Below are 22703 nucleotides of genomic sequence, written 5' to 3'. Positions count from 1 at the left end.
CTGGAATATGAGCTGTACTACAGCTGCTGATCCGGTAGCGCTGCGTAAAGTGGCGTGACAAAAGAGGCCTCCTTCGGGAGGCCTTTTTTATTGCCCGGCGCAGTTCATTTACCCTGTGGGAGCGAGCCTGCTTGCGAGAGCGGTGAGGCATTGAAGATGATGGTGACTGATGCGACGCCTTCGCGAGCAGGCTCGCTCCCACAGGCGATCTGTGGTGTCTGAATGATCTTTGAATGTGTCGCCAGTTGGGCCAACCGCCCCACCTGTCCTATGCTGCTACCCATCGCTTCCAACCCCGGTCGATTTCATGGGTCGCACGCTCCTCTACATTCTGCTGCTGATCGCCCTGCCCGCCGCCGCGCAGATCTACAAGTACACCGACGCCAACGGCAACACGGCGTACAGCAATCAGCCGCCGGACGGCGTGCAGGCGCAACCGGTCGAGTTGCCGCCACTCAATCGGGTCGAGCCACAAGCGCCGAGCGCGCCGCAAGCACCCGCTGCGGAACAACCCCAACCACCGCGCAACACCTATGAAATTCTCGAGCTCTCCGGTCTGCCCACTGACGAGGCCCTGCGCGCCAACAACGGCACCTTCACGGTCAACGTCCTGATCAAGCCGCGCCTGCAACCGCCCCATCAACTGAGACTGGTGTTGGACGATGAACCCTACGGCCAGCCGAGCAACGTGCCGGTTCTGCAACTGGTGAACATCGATCGCGGCGAACATCGCCTGGCCGTGCAAGTGATCGACGGACAGACTGTCATCCAGCACAGCCCGCCAGCGGTCTTCACCGTGCAACGGGTGCATACGCCGTGATTCGCGCGGGGCTGGCACTCATCCTGGTGTTGATGTCGACGTCAGCCTCGGCGGAGGTCTTTACCTACATCGACGCACAGGGCAACCGCGTCTACACCGACCAGCCACGCGCCAACGCCAAGCGAGTGCCGATCGCAACAAGCAATCGCATGGCTGTCCCTGCCAGCAGCGCAGCGCCGATCACCACGGCGAAAAAATCCGCCGAACCAGCGCCCTTCCATTACGACATGCTGCGCATCCTGATCCCGGAGCCCGACGCGACTCTGCGCAGCAGCGCCGGCGAGCTGATCGTCAGCGTCACCAGCGAACCCGGCCTGCAAAACGGCCATCGTTATCGCCTGCTACTCGATGGCAAGGCCACCGGCGAACCCGGTGTCAGTCCGGTTTTTGCGCTGAGCAATATCGATCGCGGCAGCCACAGCCTGTCGATCGAGATTCTCGACGCCGCCGGGCGTACCGTGGAACGCACCGCCAATCAGCCGTTCCACATGCTGCGCATTTCCCTGGCGCAGAAACGTCAGGTCAAACCCTGTGTCGCCGACGACTATGGCGTGCGTCCGGAATGCCCGCTCAAGGACAAACCTGACGAACCGAAAAATCCATTCCTGCGCTTCTTTTAACACCCGTCGGGCGTGCGCACTCTATTGGTGCACTAAACTGCATCTCGCCCACAACCCAACCCATTTTGGTTCGAAACTTCCCGTTTGAGCTGGCTTCGTGCCATACAAACGCGCGTCAAACGCCTGTTTCAGGGGTTAAACGCTTCTTTTCGGAGCCTTGGTTTGGTTTTTGCATTTTCCCGACATCAGCGCTTTGTTCTCGCGCACGCCTTGCTCCAAAAGGGGTCCAGATGACCATAAGCGACGCTATTCACCGTTTGCTGCTCGACAACCTGACCACGGCGACCATCTTGCTCGACGCCGAGCTGCGTCTGGAGTACATGAACCCGGCGGCGGAGATGCTGTTGGCGGTCAGCGGTCAGCGCAGTCACGGCCAGTTCATCAGCGAGCTGTTCACCGAATCCCCCGAGGCGCTCAATTCCCTGCGTCAGGCGGTGGAGCAGGCGCACCCGTTCACCAAGCGTGAAGCGATGCTCACCGCCCTCACCGGCCAGACGCTGACCGTGGATTACGCGGTCACGCCGATTCTCAGTAACGGCGAGACTTTGCTTTTGCTTGAAGTGCATCCGCGTGATCGCCTGTTGCGCATCACCAAGGAAGAGGCGCAGCTGTCCAAGCAGGAAACCAGCAAGATGCTGGTGCGCGGCCTCGCCCACGAGATCAAGAACCCCCTCGGCGGCATCCGTGGCGCGGCGCAATTGCTGGCCCGCGAACTGCCGGAAGAGAGCCTGCGCGATTACACCAATGTGATCATCGAAGAGGCCGACCGCCTGCGCAATCTGGTCGATCGCATGCTCGGCTCGAATAAGTTGCCGTCGCTGGCCATGTGCAACGTCCACGAAGTGCTCGAACGCGTCTGCCATCTGGTCGAAGCCGAAAGCCAGGGCTGCATCACCCTGGTGCGTGATTACGACCCGAGCATTCCCGACGTATTGATCGACCGCGAGCAGATGATTCAGGCGGTGTTGAACATCGTGCGCAACGCGATGCAGGCGATCAGCAGCCAGAACGAGCTGCGCCTGGGCCGCATCAGCCTGCGCACCCGCGCCATGCGCCAGTTCACCATCGGCCACATCCGCCATCGTCTGGTGACCAAGATCGAGATCATCGACAACGGTCCGGGCATCCCGGCGGAACTGCAGGAAACCATTTTCTTTCCCATGGTCAGCGGCCGCCCGGACGGTACCGGGCTGGGCCTGGCCATTACCCAGAACATCATCAGTCAGCACCAGGGCCTGATCGAGTGTGAGAGCCATCCAGGCCACACCACCTTCTCGATCTTCCTGCCACTGGAACAAGGAGCCACATCGACATGAGCCGTAGTGAAACCGTGTGGATCGTCGATGACGACCGTTCTATCCGTTGGGTCCTGGAAAAGGCCTTGCAGCAGGAAGGCATGACCACCCAGAGCTTCGACAGCGCCGATGGCGTGATGAGTCGTCTGGCCCGGCAGCAGCCGGACGTGATCATTTCCGATATCCGCATGCCCGGCGCCAGTGGCCTGGATCTGCTGGCGCGGATTCGCGAACAGCACCCACGGCTGCCGGTCATCATCATGACCGCTCACTCTGATCTGGACAGCGCTGTCGCCTCCTATCAGGGCGGTGCCTTCGAGTACCTGCCCAAGCCTTTCGACGTCGATGAGGCGGTATCGCTGGTCAAACGCGCCAATCAACATGCCCAGGAACAGCAAGGCCTGGAGGTTGTGCCAGCGCTGACCCGCACCCCGGAGATCATCGGCGAAGCGCCGGCGATGCAGGAAGTGTTTCGTGCCATCGGGCGCCTGAGCCACTCCAACATCACCGTGCTGATCAACGGCGAATCCGGTACCGGTAAAGAACTGGTGGCCCACGCCCTGCACCGCCACAGCCCACGCGCGGCTTCGCCGTTCATTGCCCTGAACATGGCGGCGATTCCCAAGGATCTGATGGAATCCGAGTTGTTCGGCCACGAGAAAGGCGCGTTCACCGGCGCGGCGAATTTGCGTCGCGGTCGTTTTGAACAGGCGGACGGCGGCACGCTGTTCCTTGATGAAATCGGCGATATGCCGGCGGACACCCAGACCCGTTTGTTGCGCGTGCTGGCCGATGGCGAGTTCTATCGCGTCGGCGGCCATGTGCCGGTCAAGGTCGATGTGCGCATCATCGCCGCCACCCACCAGAATCTCGAAACGCTCGTCCACGCCGGCAAATTCCGTGAGGACTTGTTCCACCGCCTCAACGTGATCCGCATCCACATCCCGCGCCTGTCGGATCGTCGCGAAGACATCCCGACTCTGGCCCGGCACTTTCTCAGCCGCGCCGCGCAGGAGCTGGCGGTCGAGCCGAAGCTGCTGAAAAGCGAAACCGAGGAATACCTGAAAAACCTGCCGTGGCCGGGCAACGTGCGTCAACTGGAGAACACCTGCCGCTGGATCACTGTCATGGCCTCCGGCCGTGAAGTGCACATCAGTGACTTGCCACCGGAACTGCTCAACCTGCCGCAGGATTCGGCGCCAGTGACCAACTGGGAACAGGCCCTGCGCCAGTGGGCCGATCAGGCCTTGGCCCGTGGCCAGTCGAGCCTGCTCGACAGCGCGGTGCCGGCATTCGAGCGGATCATGATCGAGACTGCTTTGAAGCACACCGCAGGACGTCGGCGTGATGCGGCGGTGCTGCTGGGTTGGGGGCGCAATACCCTGACGCGCAAGATCAAGGAATTGGGGATGAAGGTTGATGGTGGGGATGATGACGAGGGGGAAGAGGGTTAACGCTTAAGGATTGTCGTGTACTCAGGATCGATCCCCCTCACCCCAGCCCTCTCCCCCGAGGGGGAGAGGGGGAAGGGAGCCGATCTCGGGTGGTTTCGAGGCCTGAGTTCGGCTCGGTATCTCAGGTCGGCGTAACTTGACCGGGCACCTCGGTCAGTCCCCTCTCCCTCTGGGAGAGGGTTAGGGTGAGGGCTACCGTGCACCGCATCAATGCACAATGACCCGCGATCGCGCACAGCCGTATCGCCACAATCACTCCTGAAAACACTGAAAAACCCTTTATTCAAAAACGCGAAAGCCCCGAGTCCCGGGGCTTTCGCGTTTCCAAAGCGTTTTTTGTTTCAGCAGATTAAAAGCTGGCACGCACCCTGCAACACCTATCTCAGGTGATTCGTTTCACCACCCGTTTCGGGGACCTTGGTACAGGCAGGCCGGGGATTCCCCTCTTTACATTGGGCTCACAGCGCAAAGCGGCGAGCCCACCCTTTTGGGATCCTTGGTACAGGCAGGCCGGGGGTTCCCTCTTTACACCGGGCTGACGCCACAAGCGCAGCCCACGCTTTTGGGAACCCTGATACAGGCAGGTCAGGGATTCCCGCTTTTACATACAGCCATTGCATCCCTTCAACCCACCCTCCCAAGCTTAAGCACATGATGCGAGGGCGGGTTCTGCCACGTTGGATCAAACTTGCGTATTTCCTCTTCGAGCCGGTCCAGCATTTTCCCGGGACTTGGCTCAGCGAAAGCAATATCCCGCAGAGTTTCCTGCTCACCAAGGCTTGCCCTTTGGAAATGTTCAAAAAACGCCCAGACCCGACGCTGCAGGAGTGACCGCTCGACCTGAAACTCAGGCGTGCGTACAAGATCCCTGATTTTTCTCATCATCGGAATGTTTGTCGGATTGATCAACGAGACCCAGAGAGATGCTTTGGCGGCGTGCTGCTCCTGCGGAACGTTATGCATCCAATGATCGATCACCAGGTCGTACAGGGTTCTTCCCAACCAGAAATCCGTACCTGTTTGCCGACGCGCAGCAATGAGCCGCCGGAAAGTGACCGGATCAGAAAGCAGAGTGCCGGTCAGCTCGAAACCTGCCCTGATTTCAACGCTGTCCGGTATCGAGGTGATTCCGGTGTAAGACAGATCCAAACTAACAACGGGATTCTCGGAAGTCACACCGTCAGGAAAATCTTGTATCTGAGTATGGCTGAGATCAACCTCCAGCAAGCTTCTCATGCCTCTGAGGGATGGCGCCTGGGCAAGTGGGGTCTGCGATAAATTCAGGGTTTCAAGCCGCGAAGGACCATTCTGCGAGCCAAGTCCACGCGGTGGAGCCCAAATGCAGGTATAGGAAAGATTCAGTTCTCGCAGTTCCGACATATGGGTCACGTCCGGCGCATCCGTGATCGCCGGATTATGGAACAGATCAAGTACCTGCAACCGCGCCGCGGCGGGCATATCACCCAGTCCGGGCGGTAACCCGAGCAAAGCACAACCACGCACGCGCAAGACTCGCAAATCGGCCATGCCACGCACTGAGAGATCTGGCCAGATACTGCAGTTGGTCAGGATCAGTTTCTGTAAACGCGTCGAGTGCGGAAAGAGTTCATGATCGATCGACGACGCCCAGACCTTGCTGTCCCGCATCTGCAGGACTCTCAACGCCGGCAGCCTGGCAATTTCGGCAAGCAGCTCACGGCTCTCGCCTGAGAATCTCCGAACTTCGAGAGAATCGATATGCGAGAACATAGCGAACATATTCACCAGGCTTCTCGAGGGGCTGCCTTCAAGGACAAGAGATTCAACGGATCTGAGTGGAATCGAAAATTCCGGTAACGACAGATTGCTTCGCCTTCCCAGGTCGAGCTCCAGCTCGAAACCGACCAGCCGCCCGTCACGGTAGACTTTTTCGCTACTGTCTCCCTGCCACTTGAACAGCCGGCGCATCTTCGCACCTATTTCCAGTCGCCGACTGCGCTCAGCATCGTCATTGCCCTTATAGCCCCTTTCCCACGCCGCGATCTCACGGTTCAACTGAGGAAACTCAAGGTGAATCCGCTGCAGTTCCGATTCCGCCACACCCGCTTCACCAAAGCGTGCGATGAAATCATCGGCATGTTGATCGGTCGAGTCTGCAAAATAGCGTTTGACCTGTGCCCGGGTCGTCGCCACAAGGGCCGGTGGTTGCGGCGTTGACTGACCCGCACCGGTGAGCCAGGGGCGGTGAAAGTTGAACGGGTTGGCATCTGCGGGGGCGTTGCGGTCCATACCGCCGCGCAGACCTGTGAGGATGGAAACCCACGTATCCTGTTCGCTACGGGTAATTGCCACAGTCTCACCGCCAAGGCTGGCGCGATAAATGTTTGCGCTGTCGGTGGCGACGGGATCTGCGGGATTGACCAGACGCCAGACTCGATATTCCGGGCGGGACGCATCAAGATCCTGCAGAACCTGATACGTGTGTTCCTGGATGACCACGTAGAGCTTGCCGTTGTGACGTATCACGCCGTCAACGCCGGGTTCCACACTGCCAAGATCGAGGCCACTGCGAAAGTTCTGCAAACTAGCGTCGGTCAAAGGATCGGTACGTGTGCTGAAGTCGTTGTGCGGATGCCAGATGCCGCTCTCGATATCACGCAGCATCCATGGGCCGGAGGGCAGCAACTCGCTGGATAGCCGAGCGCGATACAATCCGGTTTCCGCATCCACGCCGACAAGCACCACGCCTGCGTCAGGCACATCAACATATTGGCGATCCTTGTAAACCCTCAAGCCTTCGCTGTCAGCGTCCGGCAGCACGGCAGCTGACTGGATCCGGTAATTTTCCAGCGACGTGTAAAAAGCGATTGGCTTCTGGACAGGAAGCGGATCCGGGCGAGCCTCGACTGTGAGCGTCGACGCAATCGTCTCCCGGACTGCAGCGTCGCCAACAGAGGTGCTTCGCTGCCACGTGTCATCAACACGAACTCGTGAGACCTTAGCATCCCGGCCGGCCGTGCCGGCCTGTGAAAAATTCTTTTCCGAACTGTGAGTGGAGTGCGTACGGACATCCGTATCCACGCGAACGCTGCCACCGCGAGACTGTTTTCCTGGCATGTTTTCATCCTTGAAAAAATCGCCCCCGGCATTTACGCAAGGGACGAAGAAATTGGCATCTTGCCAACATAAATGGAGCGGTTGCGGTTTCGAATTGCCCGTCGTGACGTTAAATATCAAACCGTGGACGCTTGGGTAAATGATGCGAAGGCTGGTTTTGCCTCCCTGAGTCACGTTCGCGGATCTCTGCTTCCAGCTTGTCCAGCATTTTCCCGGGACTGAATTCACGGAGCAAAATGTCATTGAGACGGAGCTGCTCGCCGTACGCAAGTTCGCTGTAGATCTTGAGGAACGACCAGACCCGCCGCTGCAAAAGAGGATACTCGGCATGAAATTCCGGCGTACGAGTAAGCAGCAATATCCTGTTCTTCAAGAGACTGCCAGATGGGCCGACGCGGTCCCATAGTTGCTGTTTTTCAGTGACGTCCTTATCCACATTTCTTAGCCAGACGAACGACGACTGATCGCTGCTCAGATCTCCCAGCCAGATATCAGTACCCGTTTCGATACGTGCACGTATGAGCCGTCGGAGTGAAGCCTGATCTGTTACAGGATTACCCATGAGATTGAAGCCCGCCCTGAGTTCAACAGATTCGGGAATCGAAGTAATACGGTTGTTCGCAAGGTTCAACACCTTCCCGGGTATCTGGGATGTGATGCCCTCCGGGAACTTGTCCAGGCCGGTATTGGAGAGATCCAGTTCCTGCAGCGCAGTCATTCCTTTGACCGTAGGCACCTCAGAGAGAGGATTACCGCCAAGTTTCAGTACTTCCAACCCCGGCGCGACGTTATCGGCACCAAGCCCGACAGGAAGTCGAACCAGTCCCGTCTGCGTAAGATCGAGTATGCGCAGCTCGTTCATGCCCACCAACGAAAAGTTGGACGGTACGGACGTCCTTTGCAGGTGCAATTCGCGCAGGCGCGTAAGCTTTGTCAATTGTTCAGTGAAGCCGGGGTCCGCGTTGAAGCGTGGTTGCCAGGCTTCGCTCATGACCGTCAGACGTTCAAGACTGGGGAAATGTGCAAAGAAAGTCTCCGGTTTACGCAGGATGCCTGCTGTCAGGGAAAGGGAGACAACGGAGCTGAATTGCAGAGGTAACTGCAGGTCATCCCCCCATAGATCAAGACTGATAGACGTCTTGAAACCCACCGGTCGAGCATCGTGGAAGACCAACTCATCAGGCTCCCCTTGCCATTTGTACAGACGACGCAACTTGCGCCACATTTGAGTGTGAGGGCTTTGTTCAAACGCAGCGTTGACCTGGCGATCCAGTTCTGGAATTCCGAGCTGCATGCGTTGGAGTTCCAACTCTGCCGCGCGCTTGTCCCCGAAGTTGGCGATAAAGTGATCTGCGTGCTGATCGGTCGCCTCCGGAAAATATTTTCGTACCAGCGCTCGCGAGGCCGACTCGTCTCGTATACGGGGGGGCTGGACGATACTGCCGGATTCGCGGAGCAGATCCATGGCCGAGGGCAGAGGCTCGCTTTGCGAATAGATTTCCGCTTCCAGTCGGTCCAGCATTTTCCCAGGGCTGAGTTCACTGGACATGATACTCCTCATGGTAAACACATCCCTGGCGCCAGCCTTGCTGTAGACGTCCAGGAACCGCCACACTCGCTGCTGCAAGAGTGGTCGGTCAAGATGAAAGTCGGGCAGACGAGTAAGCTTCAAGATTCCTTGACGGCATGTGGAATCGCCGGTCCTTTCCCAGAGTTTCAATTGTTCAGGTAGTTCTTCCAACGGTGAATGCCGTAACCAGGGATTTACCGATCGGTCAATACTCTCTCCACCCAGCCAAATGTCAGAGCCTGTTTTAATACGTGCATCCATCAGGCGCTGGAGTTGAGCCGGATCAGTTACAGGATTACCACTGAGATTGAGGCCTGCTCGAAGTTCAACAGATTCGGGGATGGCTGAAATACGGTTATTCGCCAGATTCAACACTTTCCCTGGCAACTGAGACGTGATGCCTTCAGGAAACCTGTCCAGACCCGTGCCGAAAAGATCGAGTTCCTGCAGTGCATTCATTCCCTTGAGCGAAGGCACAACGGATAACGGGTTATATCCAAGTCTCAGCACTTCCAGGCGTGACGGCCCGTTTTCAGCCCCCAGCCCGACAGGCAACTGGTGTATTCCAGTCATCGTCAGGTCCAGTACACGCAACTGCGTCATCCCCACAACGGTTGGTGCGGCCTTCAAGTAGGGATTTTGGTTCAAGTCCAGCAACTGCAACTGTGAGCGTTCTGGCAGTTGATTGACCAGAGCAATCAAGTCCGGCCCCTGCTGAATGTTACCCAGCGTAAGCAATTGCAGTCTGGTCATGCCAGCCAGCGAAAAATCATCGGGCAAGATGCAGTCTTGCAGGTGCAGCTCCCTGAAACGGCGCAACGTCGACTGCTCAACAGAACCATTCTCGATCCTGAGCTTCGAAAAAGTCCGATACTGAGACGGTGGATTGATGAGTACCCGGTCGACGTTGGGAAACTGCCTGAGGAAAGCCTCCAGGTTGAGCTGACTCCCGTCCCTCAGGGTGAGAGAAGCAATGGAATTGAATGTTGTTGGAAAAGTTCGATGGGTCGGCCAAGCGTTGAGATCGATCTCGATCTTGAACCCCGCCAGCCGATCATCGTGGTAGACCCGCTCATCAGGATCGCCTTGCCACGTATAAAGTCTGCGCAGTCTGCTTGCCATTTCTCTGGCAACGAAACTCCCTGTGCCATCAAGAATTGCCATATCCCGTTCCATCTGAGCAAGCCCGGACTGGACCCGTTTGAGCTCCACGTCTGCCACATCCTTGTCACCGAATCGGGCAATAAGGTTTTCCACCTGTTGATCGGTCGCCTGCGGAAAATATCGTTCGATCTGCGCTCGCGTGGTTGGCTCAACGACTTCGCGCGCATACCAGAGTCCGCTGTCCGCATCGCGCAGCATCACCGGACCTGGCAACAGCTCGCTTGGCCGGCGGGCACGCTGCAGACCCGTCTGCGGATCCACGGCGACAAGAACGAGGTCACCATCGGCCACGTCAACGTAGGTGCGTTGATTGAGCACCCTTAGTCCTTCGCTGTTGAGTTCTGGAAGCATTGCGCGGGCATTGATCACGTAATGGTCCAGCGTGGGTTGAGACGCTGGCAGACTGGCTTGAGCAGGGAGCGCATTAACCACGACTGCCGCAGTCGCACGAGTGGCGTCTGCGTCGATAGCGCTGGACGGGCCGGCGCGCGACGCCAGATGATCGGCGGAGGAAGCCGCGCCGGCGCCTCCCCGACGTGATGTGCCGGCGAGCTCGATATCGATGTCGTCCGGTCGGGTCGGACTGGTGGAAGCGTCCACTTTCGCGCGGGCAGAGCCACCTTTGGCTGGTTTTAATGGCATGTTTTCATCCTTGAAAAAAATGCCCCCTGCATCATGCAAGGGGAAATGAGAGCGCGACAGAGATTGCCCGCCTCGGACTCAGACCGCAGCGCAATGAGCTGTGCCTTGGAGCAATCTGAATACAGGCGGGTCAGGAATTCCCGGTTTTATATCGCGCGCCGAGGCATGAACTTGCGTTCATTCAAATCTCGGTCGCTTGGGTAACTGATGCGGTGGCACGTGTTGGCGCCGTGCATCAAATTTTTCAATTTCGGCTTCCAGTCTTTCCAGCATGACGCCAATAATTGGTTCATTTTCCGTGAACCTTCCAGCAACAGCTCTGAGCTGTGCCTGTTCGACAGCGTCAGCCTTGTCAAATGCCTCGAGGAATGCCCAGACGCGGCGTTGCAATAGCGGACGCTCGATGTGAAATTCTGGCGTGCCACTCAAGTGCCGGATACGTAACATCAGGTCGCTTTCGGGAACGCTCGACCATCGGTTCCAGAGCGCCAGCTTGTCGGGCAATTGTGCTGGCGGCACATTCTTCAGCCAAAGATTTGCAGACAGGTCAGTACTTCCTCGCCCCAGCCAGACATCTGTGCCTGTTTGTCGCCGAGCAAAAATGAATCGCCGCAGGGCAGCCGGGTCGGAAATCGGATTGTATGAAAGGTCGAAGCCTTTCCTGAGCTCAAGCGATTCGGGGATCGTTTGAATATCGTTGCCTTTAAGTATCAATTTCGTCTTGGGGATATCGGCCGTAATGCCCTCGGGAAGTCTGTCTATACGGGTCCAGCTCAGATCCAGCTCCTGCAATGCAGTCATCCCTCTAAGCGAAGGCGCCACATAAAGATCATTGGCGCTGAGGTTCAATATTTCGAGCCGCGAAGGCCCACTCCCGGAATCAAGCCCTACCGGAAGCCTGCTTATCCCCGTATCCGCCAGATCCAATATTCGCAGCTCGGACATTGCACTTACGTCAGGTGCGACTTTCAGGCCCCGATTCCGACCCAAATCAAGCACTTGTAAACGTGACGGGCCGGGCATTTCACTCAGTCCAGCCGGCAAGGCATTTATACCGGTATATCGAAGATTCAATACGCGTAACTCGGTAAGACCGCGGACTGACGGAGCGTGCAGTACCCTGCCATTTTCGAGGTTCAACTCCTGCAGGCGGCTCATGCGTGTGAAGCGATCCACATCGGCCGGCTTGAATAGGACTCCGGTTCGGCTCATGTCGAGGACTTTCAGCTCTGTGAGTGTTTCGATCCCGGCAGGTAAGCCATCAAGTGACGCTTGCACTTTCAGCGTTTCAATGTGGGACAAGCTCTTGAACAGACCTTCGAGTTTACCTACGGCCCCCTCTGTGATTTCAAGGGCAACTATGGAATCGAGTCGTGTAGATAAAACCGGGAGAGCGAAGTTCCTCTTCCTTCCAAAAGCCAGTTTCAGGACAAACCCTGTCTGAAATCCCTCCTGATGGATTCTTTCCGATGCATCGCCTAGCCACTTGAACAATTGACGCATCTTGGCTCCCAGAGCAAAGCGCCGATCGCGCTCCTCGGTATCAGAGCCCTTGTAGGCCTTCTCCCATGCGCCGAGTTCGCGGTCCAGTTGAGGAAACCCAAACTTGATCCGCTCAAGTTCAATCTCTGCGCTGTCCCTGTCACCGAATCGGTTGTTAAAGTGCTGCGCGTGTTCATCGGCTGCCTCAGGAAACGATCTCTTGAATTGTTCTCGAATGGTCGCGCCAACATCCTCGTGCAAACGCCACAAGCCGCTAGCGCTATCGCGCTCCAGCACGGGGCCAGAGGGACGCAATTCACTCGAACGCCGGGCGCGATAAAGTCCCGTATCCGGATCCGCCCCGACAAGCACAGTCCCGCCGATGGACAGATCAACATAAGTGCGGCTCTTGAACACTCTGAGTCCGCTGCTGTTGGCGTCTGGAAGCGTTGAACCGGCACTGATCAGGTAGTTTTCCAACGACGACGGACCGGGAATAACAAGCGCCTCAGCGCTAGCCGCGTGGACCATTACCACCGCAAGCGGCTTGGTTTCATTCCCGGCGGTGCCGTCGGACGCCCCGTCTCCCGGGCGCGAATGATCCACAGAAATATCCGATGCGGAACCTCGGCGGCCCGATGTAGTCGGCAGCGACGTATCAACTTCGGCCAATCGACTCGCGCCGGCGGAAGCATTCACATCAACGGGGGTACTGCCACCGCGCGGTGGTTTTACTGGCATATCTTCATCCTTGAAAAAAACGCCCCATGCATTCATGCAAGGGCACGCTTGGTATCGGCATCCTGCCGTTTGAAGGGGCGAACGATAGCGTGGACGAGCATCTGACGGAGATGGGAAAGGGCGACGGCCGCAGTGGGAAACGACCTAAAACAATGTAGGAACGAACATCAGCAAGGATGACTTCCCGCTAGGGCTCGCTCAAGCGGATCTCCAGTCGCCAGCGATCATCGACCTCGCTACCGACCCAGTCGCCCTGCAATGGGCGCGCTGCCAGCACCGTCAGCAACAATCCGCCATCACTCTTGCGCGTGCGCCAGTTGACGTCCTTGCCGTTGAGCCTGAGCTGGCCTTTCTGCGCCCGACCTTCGGCCTGAAACAGCAGCGCGATGGTGCCATCGATGATCTCGCCGTGCAGTTTCGGTTCGTTGTTGAACCACACTACCAGGCCGCCTTCGGTGACCTCGACCCTCTCCAGCACGCTCGGGTCTGGCGTGGTCAGGCGGCCGATCATCAAGCCGATCATCATCCCGACGATCGCCAGCGAACCAATGACGCGCGGGAATAGTTTCGAACGCGGGTCCGCTTGCGGCGTAGAATGCGCGTCATCTTTACCTTCGGAGCCGTGCATGTTTCACGTCATCCTTTTTCAACCAGAAATTCCGCCGAATACCGGCAACGTTATCAGGCTGTGCGCCAACAGCGGCTGCCACCTGCATTTGATCGAACCACTGGGTTTCGAGATGGACGACAAGCGCCTGCGCCGTGCCGGTCTCGACTACCACGAATATGCCACGTTGCAGCGTCACGCGGACTTGGCCAGCTGTCTGGAAAGTCTGGGCAACCCGCGCGTGTTCGCCTTCACCACCAAGGGTTCGCGGCCGTTCCATGATGCCGCGTTCGTGCCCGGCGATGCGTTTCTTTTCGGCCCGGAAAGCCGGGGCCTGCCCGCGGACGTGCTCGACGCCCTGCCCGGCGAACAACGCCTGCGCCTGCCGATGCGCGAGGGCTGCCGCAGCCTGAACCTGTCCAACACTGTGGCGGTCGCCGTGTACGAAGCGTGGCGGCAGAACGACTTCAAATAATTTTCACCTGACCAAAACAATCGCGGGCAAGCCCGCTCCCACAGGAATGTGCAAAACCTGTGGGAGCGGGCTTGCCCGCGATGCGTATCCGCGCCGTTATTGAACGGTTGGTGCGTCCCCGCTTTCCTGCATGCGCTGCAGCTCTTGCGCGTACAGGGCGTCGAAGTTCACCGGGGCCAGCATCAGGGCCGGGAACGAGCCACGGGTAACCAGGCTGTCGAGGGTTTCGCGGGCGTAAGGGAACAGGATGTTCGGGCAGAACGCACCGAGGGTGTGGCTCATCGAAGCCGCATCGAGGTTCTTGATCAGGAATATACCGGCCTGCTGCACTTCAGCGATGAAGGCGACTTCTTCACCGTTCTTCACGGTCACCGACAGGGTCAACACCACTTCGTAGAAATCGCCTTCCAGCGCTTTCTGCCGAGTGTTCAGATCCAGACCGACCGCCGGATCCCACTGCTGGCGAAAGATCGCCGGGCTTTTCGGGGCTTCGAAGGACAGGTCGCGTACGTAGATGCGCTGCAAGGAGAATTGCGGTGCGGTTTCTTCTTCGCTGGCTGCAGTGTTCTGTTGGTCAGTCATCTCAGATCCTTATCGATCTTGGGTCTTTTAGGGAGTGCTGTACGTGGGTGCAGCCGTTCAGCCCTTGAGCAGCGCGTCGAGTTTGCCGGCGCGCTCCAGGGCATATAAATCATCGCAACCGCCGATGTGCTTAGAGCCGATCCAGATCTGCGGCACGGACGTGCGCCCGGCCTTTTTGGTCATTTCGGCACGCAGCTGCGGCTTGCCATCGACCTTGATCTCTTCGAAGGCCACGCCTTTGCTGGCGAGCAGATGCTTGGCGCGCGAGCAGTAGGGGCAGTAATCGCTGGAGTAGACGATGACTTCGCTCATGTCATTTCACCAATGGCAGGTTGTCGCCCTTCCAGCTGGAAATCCCGCCGGACAGCTTGGCGGCGGTGAAGCCGGACTTCATCAGTTCGCGGGCGTGGGTGCCGGCGGTCTGACCGAGGGCATCGACCAGAATGATGGTCTTGGCCTTGTGCTTTTCCAGCTCGCCGACGCGAGCGGCCAGCTTGTCTTGCGGGATGTTCACCGCGCCGACGATGTGGCCGGCGGCATAATCCTTGGCCGGACGGATGTCCACCACCACGCCTGCATCTTTATTGACCAGTGCGGTCAGCTCGCCGGTGCTCAGGCTCTTGCCGCCGCCCTGCATCGTGTGCGCCAGCAACAGAGCCAGCAGTACGACGAAGATACCGACAAGAATGTAGTGGTTAGTGGCAAATTCAATCAGGTGAGCAACCATCGAAGGAGGTTCCAGGGCGTTAAAATGTCGGCCAGTATACACAGCCACTATGGTCGGCCAAACCCCGTCCGGCGGTGACGCGGTCGGAACTTCGCTTTAAACTCCAACTCCGTTTTCCATCGCCCTCTTCTTTATCAGCCACGAGTGGATTCCATGACGACTACGCCCAAACCTTTGGTCCTGATGATTCTCGACGGCTTCGGTCACAGCGACAGCCCCGAATCCAATGCCGTGTTCGCGGCGAAGAAACCCGTGCTGGATCGTCTGTGGGCCACCGTGCCAAACGGCTTGATCTCGGGCAGCGGCATGGACGTCGGCCTGCCGGATGGCCAGATGGGCAACTCCGAAGTCGGCCACATGAACCTCGGCGCCGGGCGCGTGGTGTATCAGGACTTCACCCGTGTGACCAAAGCGATCCGCGACGGCGAATTCTTCGAAAACCCGACCATCTGCGCCGCTGTCGATAAAGCCGTGGCCGCCGGCAAAGCCGTGCATTTCATGGGCCTGCTGTCCGATGGCGGCGTGCACAGCCACCAGGATCACCTGATCGCCATGGCCGAACTGGCCTTCAAGCGCGGCGCCGAAAAAATCTATCTGCACGCCTTCCTCGATGGCCGTGACACGCCGCCGAAAAGCGCCGCTTCGTCGATCGAACTGCTCGACGCGACTTTCCAGGCCCTCGGCAAAGGCCGGATCGCCAGCATCATCGGCCGCTATTTCGCCATGGACCGTGACAACCGTTGGGATCGCGTCGCCCAGGCCTACAACCTGATCGTCGACGGCAACGGCGAATTCAACGCCGCCACCGCTCAGGAAGGTCTTGAAGCTGCCTACGCCCGTGGCGAAAGCGACGAATTCGTCAAAGCCACTTCCATCGGCGAGCCGGTAAAAGTCGAAGACGGCGACGCCGTGGTGTTCATGAACTTCCGCGCCGACCGCGCCCGCGAGCTGACCCGGGTGTTCGTCGAAGACGATTTCAAGGAATTCGCGCGCGCCCGCCAGCCGAAACTGGCCGGTTTCGTCATGCTGACCCAGTACGCCGCTAGCATTCCGGCACCGTCGGCCTTCGCCGCCGGCAGCCTGGAAAACGTTCTCGGTGATTACCTGGCGAAAAACGGCAAGACCCAGCTGCGCATCGCTGAAACCGAAAAATACGCCCACGTGACCTTCTTCTTCTCCGGCGGTCGCGAAGAACCGTTCCCGGGCGAAGAGCGCATCCTGATCCCGTCGCCGAAAGTCGCTACCTATGACTTGCAGCCGGAAATGAGCGCCCCGGAAGTTACTGACCGCATCGTCGACGCCATTGAAAACCAGCGTTACGACGTGATCGTGGTCAACTACGCCAACGGCGACATGGTCGGCCACAGCGGCGTGTTCGACGCGGCGGTGAAAGCGGTCGAGTGCCTGGACACTTGCGTCGGTCGCATCGTCGAGGCGCTGGAAAAGGTCGGCGGCGAAGCACTGATCACCGCTGACCACGGCAACGTCGAGCAAATGGCCGATGAATCCACTGGTCAGGCGCACACCGCGCATACCACCGAGCCGGTGCCGTTCATCTACGTCGGCAAACGCGACCTGAAAGTGCGCGAAGGCGGCGTGCTGGCGGACGTGGCACCGACCATGCTGATGCTGCTGGGCCTGGAAAAACCGGCGGAGATGACAGGTACCTCGATCCTCGTATAAACACCGCTAATCCCTGTGGGAGCGAGCCTGCTCGCGAATACGGTGGATCAGTCGACAGCGATGTCGCCTGACGCACCGCTTTCGCGAGCAGGCTCGCTCCCACATTGGTTTTGCGGTGTTTTTCTGTCCAGTTATCACACAGCCCCAATTGGGCGTTTTTTTTGCAGCCTCGGGCGGGCATACTAGGCCGTCCCTTACCCTGGTGCCGCCCGCCCCTATGCTTCGCGTCCTGATCGCCCTTGCTCTGACCTGTCTGCTCCAGCCGGCCTTCGCCGACGAGCGCGCGCAAACCCAACAGCAGTTGGAGGCCACGCGTCAGGATATCGCCGAGCTGAAAAAGCTCCTGGGCAAGTTGCAGGAAGAAAAGTCCGGCGTGCAGAAAGAGCTCAAGGGCACGGAAACCGAGATGGGCAAGCTGCAGAAGCAGGTCGACGCGCTGCAGAAAGAACTGCAGAAAAGCGAATCCGAGCTACAGCGGCTCGATGCAGAGAAAAAAAAACTCCAGAGCGCGCGCACTGAACAGCAGCGACTGATCGCCATTCAGGCCCGTGCGGCTTACCAGAACGGCCGCCAGGAATACCTCAAGCTGCTGCTCAATCAGCAGAACCCCGAGAAGTTCGCCCGCACCCTCACCTATTACGACTACCTGAGCCAGGCACGCCTGGAGCAGTTGAAGAACTTCAACGAAACCCTGCGCCAACTGGCCAATGTCGAAAAAGACATCGGTCTGCAGCAAGCGCAGTTGCTGGTGCAGAAAAGCGACCTCGACACGCAGCGCGAAGCACTCGAGAAAGTCCGCAAGGAGCGCCAGCAGGTTCTCGCCAGACTCAATGACGACGTCAAGGCCCGCGACCAGAAACTCGCCGCCCGCGAGCAGGATCAGGCAGACCTGTCTAAAGTCCTTAAAACCATTGAAGAAACCCTGGCCCGCCAGGCTCGTGAGGCAGAAGAGGCGCGGCAGAAAGCGCTGATCGCCCAGCAGGAAGCGGAAAAAAAGCGTTTGCGTGAGGCGCAGGCTGAAAACAGCGACGCCCCACGAAAACCCGTCAGATCAAGCCCCGGCGCGCTGGTATCGAGCAGCGGCGAAACCTTTGGCGGGCCATTTGCTGCATCCCGGGGAAAACTTCCGTGGCCGGTTGATGGTCGATTACTCGCACGCTTCGGTGAAAGCCGTGGCGACGATGCCCGCACCAAATGGGATGGCGTGATGATCAGCGCTTCCGCCGGCAGCCAGGTGCACGCTGTACACGGCGGGCGCGTGGTGTTCGCCGATTGGCTGCGCGGTGCCGGTTTGCTGGTGATCCTCGATCACGGCAACGGTTTTCTGAGTCTCTACGGCCACAACCAGACGCTGCTCAAGTCGGCGGGTGATGTGGTCAAGGCTGGCGAGTCGATTTCCACTGTCGGTAACAGTGGCGGTCAGGACACGCCAGCGCTGTATTTCGCAATTCGTCAGCAGGGTCACCCGAGTGATCCGGCGCAATGGTGTCGTGCGCAAGGATAAGCACGGCATCTAATTCAGGAGTTCGTTCGACATGCTGCATTTGTCCCGCCTTACCTCGCTGGCCCTGACGATCGCCCTGGTGATCGGCGCGCCTCTGGCGTTCGCCGCACAACCGGCCCCGACCGTCGCTCCGGCAGGCACTGCCGCGACCGCCAAGGCGCCGTTGCCGCTGGAAGAGCTGCGCACCTTCGCCGAGGTCATGGACCGGATCAAAGCCGCGTACGTCGAGCCTGTGGACGACAAGACCCTGCTGGAAAACGCGATCAAGGGCATGCTCAGCAACCTCGATCCGCATTCGGCCTACCTTGGCCCGGAAGACTTCACCGAGCTGCAGGAAAGCACCAGTGGTGAGTTCGGCGGTCTGGGCATCGAAGTCGGCGCCGAAGACGGCTTCATCAAGGTCGTCTCGCCGATCGATGACACCCCGGCATCTAAGGCTGGCATTCAGGCTGGTGACTTCATCGTCAAGATCAACGGCCAGCCAACGCGTGGCCAGACCATGACCGAAGCCGTCGACAAGATGCGCGGCAAGATCGGCCAGAAAATCACCCTGACCCTGGTTCGCGACGGCGGCACGCCATTCGACGTGACCCTGGCGCGCGCAGTGATTCAGGTCAAGAGCGTCAAGGCGCAGCTACTGGAATCGGGCTACGGCTACATCCGCATTACCCAGTTCCAGGTCAAGACCGGCGAAGAAGTCTCCAAGGCTCTGGCCAAACTGCGCAAGGACAACGGCAAGAAGCTCAACGGCATCATTCTCGACCTGCGCAACAACCCGGGTGGCGTGCTGCAATCGGCGGTGGAAGTGGTCGACCACTTCATCACCAAAGGCCTGATCGTCTACACCAAGGGCCGCATCGCCAACTCCGAATTGCGCTTCTCCGCCACCGGCAAGGACGAGAGCGAAGCGGTGCCGATGGTCGTGCTGATCAACGGCGGCAGTGCCTCGGCTTCGGAAATCGTCGCCGGCGCCCTGCAGGACCAGAAACGTGCCGTGGTCATGGGCACCACCAGTTTCGGCAAGGGCTCGGTGCAGACCGTGCTGCCGCTGAACAACGACCGCGCACTGAAGATCACCACCGCGCTGTATTTCACGCCGAACGGCCGCTCGATCCAGGCCCAGGGCATCGTGCCGGACATCGAAGTGCGCCGCGCCAAGATCACCAACGAAGCCGACAGCGAATACTTCAAGGAAGCCGATCTGCAAGGTCACCTGGGCAACGGCAACGGCGGCGCCGACAAACCGAGTGGTTCGGCTGGCAAGGCCAAAGCCATGCCGCAGGATGACGATTACCAGTTGGCCCAGGCCCTGAGCCTGCTCAAAGGCCTGAGCATCACCTCCGGCCGCTGAGGATGTTGCTGCGTTTCGTCTGCGCTCTGTTGTGCTGTCTGGCGGGTTTTGCCCAAGCGGAGCCCGCCGGCTCCACGCCGCACAAAGCCTACCTGACACTGATCATCGATGACCTGGGGCAGAATCTGCCCCGGGATCGCCGCGTACTCGCCCTGCCCGGCCCGGTCACGGCGGCGATCATGCCCGATACGCCCCACGCCACCGAGTTTGCCCGCGAGGCCCATCGCGCCGGCAAGATCGTCATCCTGCACATGCCGATGGACCCGGCCACCGGACCGTACGCCTGGCACCCCGAACTGCCCATCGAAGAACTGCAGAAACGCCTGAATGCCGCGTTCGAGAAAGTCCCGTTCACTGCCGGCATCAACAATCACATGGGCAGCCGCATGACCGCGCAGCCGGCGGCGATGGCGTGGCTGATGGCTGAGTTGCAGCACCGGCACAAGTTCTTCGTCGACAGCCGCACCAGCGCCCAGACAGTCGCTGCGCAGCAAGCACAGAAAATCGATCTGGCCAGCGTTTCCCGCGATGTGTTTCTCGATGACGAACGCACCGAAGCGGCGATTTCCACTCAACTGCAGACCGCAATCGCTCTGGCGCACAAACAGGGTTCAGCGGTGATGATCGGCCATCCGTATCCGCAGACCCTGGCGGTGCTGGAGCGCGAATTACCCAGACTCAAAGCGCAAGGCATCGACTGGATCGATATCAGGCAGATGATCAGCGTGCGCAGCAATCGCGCCATGGCCGGGCATGGCAAGGACGGCGTTTACCGGTAACGCCCTGTGACGTTGGCACATACATATTTACCACCCGGTAACCGTCCCCGTTTCCGATAGTGCGACCTGCAACAGGTCGCGACGCCCATGCGTCGCTTTCACTATCAGGAATCGCAATGACTACTCATGAGACTACCGCTTTGCCAGCCAGGCAAATGCAACCCATCCGAAACGACAACTTGCTGATCAGCTTTACGACGGAGTTTCTGCGCATCTGGGATACCGCTGGATCCCGGGCAAAACCGGCTGCCTTCTGGCGGCCCACGCCACCTGCCGATGTGCTGCCGGGTTACTTTCCGTTGGGCGACGTGGCGATTGATGACCATGACAACATTACTGACAGACATGCGGTGGCTGTGGTTTGCGAAGCGGCGACACCCAGTGCGGATCCCGCAAAAGGCAGCGCGTTGCGCCGTCCTGACGACTATGAACTGATCTGGCAAGACACAGGCTCAGGCTCGAAAAAGGACGGGGCGATCTGGCGACCCATTCCTCCGCAAGGGTATGTAGCGCTCGGTTCGGTCTGCTCCGACGGTCACGCAAAGCCTTCCTTGAACGCTGTCCGTTGCGTCCGTGCCGACCTCTTGATTGCTTCCGGCCTGGCTGAATCGGTGTGGACAGACAAGGGCAGTGGAGCCCGACAAAGCATCAGCACGTGGAGTGCCGTTCCGCCTTCGGCGCCTGCGGATGAAATCCATCTGGCGCCCGGCACCTTCGTCGGCTTGAAGAGTTATTCCAAACCCGCCAATTTCACCATTTATTCCCTGCGTATCCCGATTGTGATTGACGTCAATGCACGCCCCGCCGTGCCAGTCCTTGCGGATGTCACGCCACCCGACCTGCGGGTGCCCGAGCAACCTGCCTACAGCGCGCGACTGCCTTGGTTCATCGTAAAAGACCCACAGCTCACCCGACGCCAACAGCTCAGTCAGTCACCTGAGTATCTGCTACAGCGCACGGATCATTATCAGCTCGTTGGCCATTGCCACAACACGGAAGACAGCAACAAGACCGTCCGCTGGGTCGCCCCCCGCCTGCAACAAAACGATAGACTGCGCCTGTTTACCAGCGCCACTTTGATCGAGTTCGGCGCACAGTGGCAGAGCAATCTGTCCCAACCCTTTCTGTTTTCGGCGCGGTTGAACAATGATTTCACCCAGTGTGAAATGCACTCGAACGAATGGCTCAACCCGGCACCTATCGAGGTCGCGGCTATCGTGGCCAGCAACAGCTCGATGGCGGTGTATCTGACTCAGAGTGACTATAAGCTGCTGCGCGCGGACGGCACACAGATCGGCAGCGTCGTCAGCTACACCGATGGCAAGAACCTGCATTTCAGCGTGTACACACCACCGCAACCAAACGCGACAGTCCTGCCTGCCGAGGCCGCGCACATGCAAAGCACAACAGTCGAGGACGAAACGGATAACGAAGCCGCAGCGTTGCCAACAAGCACAGAGTTGCCAGTGACTACAGATAGCGTCCCATGATCTCGTCGACAACTCCGTCCTTGCGCATCTGATCAAGCGCAGCCTGCAACCTGGCAACGACTGTATCTGACACATCCTTGTTCAGTGCCAGATACAGTTCGGCGCTGTTGAAGCGCAGCACGGTCTTCAGACCGGTCACGCCATCCTGCCGCGCCAGATAACGGCCGGCAGGATCCCCGGTAGCCCAGAGATCGATCTGGCCGTTGACGAGTTTCTTCGCATTGTCCTGATCGCGCAGCACCACCAGCGGTTTGAGGCCCTGTTTGGTCAGGGTCTCGGCAATCGCATCGCCCTTGTAGGCGCCGATCCTGTATTTGCGCGCATCATTGAGGGTTTCCAGGGTTATCTTGCTGTCAGCCCTGGCCAGCAGGATCCAGTCGTCGGGTCCGATCGGGCCGACCCATTTGAAGAGTCTTTCGCGATCGGGCAGGCGCGCCATGACGAAGGCCCCGTAGCCGGGATTTTCCAGGGCGAGCTTGTAGACACGTTCCCAGGGGAAACGCAGCGTCAGGCTGTAAGTGAGGCCGGCGCGCTGGAACATCTCGCGAACGATGTCCGTGGCAATACCGTTGATGTTGTCGCCCTGGGCGAAATTCTTGCCGTTCTTCGCCATGTTGTACG

Annotated in this window: 18 protein-coding genes; 10 read left to right on the top strand and 8 right to left on the bottom strand. The window is 59.0% G+C overall.

The genetic code is table 11. The features are described 5' to 3' along the window. The first annotated feature begins 307 nt into the window (after positions 1 to 307). From D6877_RS21075 to ntrC, 4 genes are all read left to right on the top strand, one after another. Positions 308 to 820: a DUF4124 domain-containing protein gene (locus tag D6877_RS21075; protein ID WP_130912004.1), complete on the top strand. Its 513-nt coding sequence runs from the start codon at positions 308 to 310 to the stop codon at positions 818 to 820. Between the two features lie 32 nt (positions 821 to 852). Next, a complete protein-coding gene (locus D6877_RS21070; protein WP_178083728.1) occupies positions 853 to 1440 on the top strand; it encodes a DUF4124 domain-containing protein in 588 nt (195 codons plus the stop codon). 230 nt (positions 1441 to 1670) lie between these two features. Beyond that, positions 1671 to 2756 carry a nitrogen regulation protein NR(II) gene (glnL, locus tag D6877_RS21065; RefSeq protein ID WP_024011230.1) on the top strand — a complete coding sequence of 362 codons (1086 nt, stop codon included), beginning with the start codon at positions 1671 to 1673 and terminating at the stop codon, positions 2754 to 2756. Then, positions 2753 to 4189, top strand: coding sequence for a nitrogen regulation protein NR(I) (gene ntrC / locus D6877_RS21060; protein ID WP_016772108.1), 1437 nt, complete (start codon positions 2753 to 2755; stop codon positions 4187 to 4189). Before glnL ends, ntrC begins: the two co-directional genes overlap by 4 nt. A 624-nt stretch (positions 4190 to 4813) precedes the next feature. On the opposite strand, the gene D6877_RS21055 is transcribed toward ntrC, so the two are convergent. From D6877_RS21055 to D6877_RS21040, 4 genes are all read right to left on the bottom strand, one after another. Next, a complete protein-coding gene (locus tag D6877_RS21055) occupies positions 4814 to 7405 on the bottom strand; it encodes a leucine-rich repeat domain-containing protein (RefSeq protein WP_130912002.1) in 2592 nt (863 codons plus the stop codon). Next, entirely contained in the window at positions 7395 to 10661 is a 3267-nt protein-coding gene (locus D6877_RS21050; protein WP_130912001.1) for a hypothetical protein, read from the bottom strand. The genes D6877_RS21055 and D6877_RS21050 overlap by 11 nt, the downstream gene beginning before the upstream one ends. Positions 10662 to 10838: 177 nt before the next feature. Beyond that, positions 10839 to 12920 (bottom strand): leucine-rich repeat domain-containing protein, encoded by a 2082-nt coding sequence (locus tag D6877_RS21045; protein ID WP_130912000.1) that lies wholly within the window; start codon positions 12918 to 12920, stop codon positions 10839 to 10841. Between the two features lie 151 nt (positions 12921 to 13071). Beyond that, positions 13072 to 13512 (bottom strand): hypothetical protein, encoded by a 441-nt coding sequence (locus D6877_RS21040; protein WP_130911999.1) that lies wholly within the window; start codon positions 13510 to 13512, stop codon positions 13072 to 13074. Between D6877_RS21040 and D6877_RS21035 the strand changes: the two genes are divergently transcribed. After that, the gene (locus D6877_RS21035; protein WP_076565159.1) at positions 13511 to 13966 is read left to right on the top strand and encodes a tRNA (cytidine(34)-2'-O)-methyltransferase; all 456 of its coding nucleotides are present in this window, start codon (positions 13511 to 13513) and stop codon (positions 13964 to 13966) included. The genes D6877_RS21040 and D6877_RS21035 overlap by 2 nt on opposite strands. 96 nt (positions 13967 to 14062) lie before the next feature. On the opposite strand, the gene secB is transcribed toward D6877_RS21035, so the two are convergent. From secB to D6877_RS21020, 3 genes are read right to left on the bottom strand one after another with little or no spacing between them, the layout of a single operon-like run. After that, entirely contained in the window at positions 14063 to 14548 is a 486-nt protein-coding gene (gene secB, locus D6877_RS21030; RefSeq protein ID WP_130911998.1) for a protein-export chaperone SecB, read from the bottom strand. Between the two features lie 57 nt (positions 14549 to 14605). Beyond that, on the bottom strand, positions 14606 to 14860 hold the full coding sequence (grxC, locus tag D6877_RS21025) for a glutaredoxin 3 (RefSeq protein WP_130911997.1): 255 nt from the start codon (positions 14858 to 14860) through the stop codon (positions 14606 to 14608). A 1-nt stretch (position 14861) separates the two neighbouring features. Then, on the bottom strand, positions 14862 to 15275 hold the full coding sequence (locus tag D6877_RS21020; RefSeq protein WP_016772116.1) for a rhodanese-like domain-containing protein: 414 nt from the start codon (positions 15273 to 15275) through the stop codon (positions 14862 to 14864). Between the two features lie 153 nt (positions 15276 to 15428). Between D6877_RS21020 and gpmI the strand changes: the two genes are divergently transcribed. From gpmI to D6877_RS20990, 5 genes are all read left to right on the top strand, one after another. Further along, positions 15429 to 16958, top strand: coding sequence for a 2,3-bisphosphoglycerate-independent phosphoglycerate mutase (gpmI, locus tag D6877_RS21015; RefSeq protein ID WP_016772117.1), 1530 nt, complete (start codon positions 15429 to 15431; stop codon positions 16956 to 16958). 217 nt (positions 16959 to 17175) lie between these two features. Beyond that, the gene (locus D6877_RS21005; RefSeq protein ID WP_130911996.1) at positions 17176 to 18462 is read left to right on the top strand and encodes a murein hydrolase activator EnvC; all 1287 of its coding nucleotides are present in this window, start codon (positions 17176 to 17178) and stop codon (positions 18460 to 18462) included. A 31-nt stretch (positions 18463 to 18493) separates the two neighbouring features. Next, on the top strand, positions 18494 to 19813 hold the full coding sequence (locus D6877_RS21000) for a S41 family peptidase (protein WP_042608642.1): 1320 nt from the start codon (positions 18494 to 18496) through the stop codon (positions 19811 to 19813). A 2-nt stretch (positions 19814 to 19815) separates the two neighbouring features. Further along, positions 19816 to 20592, top strand: coding sequence for a divergent polysaccharide deacetylase family protein (locus tag D6877_RS20995; protein WP_130911995.1), 777 nt, complete (start codon positions 19816 to 19818; stop codon positions 20590 to 20592). 116 nt (positions 20593 to 20708) lie between these two features. Next, positions 20709 to 22082 carry a Vps62-related protein gene (locus D6877_RS20990; RefSeq protein WP_130911994.1) on the top strand — a complete coding sequence of 458 codons (1374 nt, stop codon included), beginning with the start codon at positions 20709 to 20711 and terminating at the stop codon, positions 22080 to 22082. Here the strand turns inward: D6877_RS20990 and D6877_RS20985 are convergent. Next, on the bottom strand, positions 22063 to 22703 hold a 641-nt coding region (locus D6877_RS20985), incomplete at its 5' end, for an ABC transporter substrate-binding protein (RefSeq protein WP_130911993.1). The genes D6877_RS20990 and D6877_RS20985 overlap by 20 nt on opposite strands.

Origin of the sequence: Pseudomonas sp. Sample_9, from assembly GCF_004307535.1 — a bacterium.
GTDB lineage: Bacteria > Pseudomonadota > Gammaproteobacteria > Pseudomonadales > Pseudomonadaceae > Aquipseudomonas > Aquipseudomonas mercuritolerans.
Note: the sequence above shows the minus strand (reverse complement) of the source record. Positions and strands in the feature narration are given on the sequence as shown.

Coding starts and splice junctions, on each gene's coding strand:
- D6877_RS21070 (WP_178083728.1), top strand. CDS start 853: ATGTCGACGTCAGCCTCGGCGGAGGTCTTTACCTACATCGACGCACAG.
- D6877_RS21035 (WP_076565159.1), top strand. CDS start 13,511: ATGTTTCACGTCATCCTTTTTCAACCAGAAATTCCGCCGAATACCGGC.
- D6877_RS21050 (WP_130912001.1), bottom strand. CDS start 10,661: ATGCCATTAAAACCAGCCAAAGGTGGCTCTGCCCGCGCGAAAGTGGAC.
- D6877_RS21020 (WP_016772116.1), bottom strand. CDS start 15,275: ATGGTTGCTCACCTGATTGAATTTGCCACTAACCACTACATTCTTGTC.
- glnL (WP_024011230.1), top strand. CDS start 1,671: ATGACCATAAGCGACGCTATTCACCGTTTGCTGCTCGACAACCTGACC.
- grxC (WP_130911997.1), bottom strand. CDS start 14,860: ATGAGCGAAGTCATCGTCTACTCCAGCGATTACTGCCCCTACTGCTCG.
- gpmI (WP_016772117.1), top strand. CDS start 15,429: ATGACGACTACGCCCAAACCTTTGGTCCTGATGATTCTCGACGGCTTC.
- D6877_RS20990 (WP_130911994.1), top strand. CDS start 20,709: ATGACTACTCATGAGACTACCGCTTTGCCAGCCAGGCAAATGCAACCC.
- secB (WP_130911998.1), bottom strand. CDS start 14,548: ATGACTGACCAACAGAACACTGCAGCCAGCGAAGAAGAAACCGCACCG.
- D6877_RS21040 (WP_130911999.1), bottom strand. CDS start 13,512: ATGCACGGCTCCGAAGGTAAAGATGACGCGCATTCTACGCCGCAAGCG.
- D6877_RS20995 (WP_130911995.1), top strand. CDS start 19,816: ATGTTGCTGCGTTTCGTCTGCGCTCTGTTGTGCTGTCTGGCGGGTTTT.
- D6877_RS21045 (WP_130912000.1), bottom strand. CDS start 12,920: ATGAATGCATGGGGCGTTTTTTTCAAGGATGAAGATATGCCAGTAAAA.
- D6877_RS21000 (WP_042608642.1), top strand. CDS start 18,494: ATGCTGCATTTGTCCCGCCTTACCTCGCTGGCCCTGACGATCGCCCTG.
- D6877_RS21005 (WP_130911996.1), top strand. CDS start 17,176: ATGCTTCGCGTCCTGATCGCCCTTGCTCTGACCTGTCTGCTCCAGCCG.
- D6877_RS21075 (WP_130912004.1), top strand. CDS start 308: ATGGGTCGCACGCTCCTCTACATTCTGCTGCTGATCGCCCTGCCCGCC.
- ntrC (WP_016772108.1), top strand. CDS start 2,753: ATGAGCCGTAGTGAAACCGTGTGGATCGTCGATGACGACCGTTCTATC.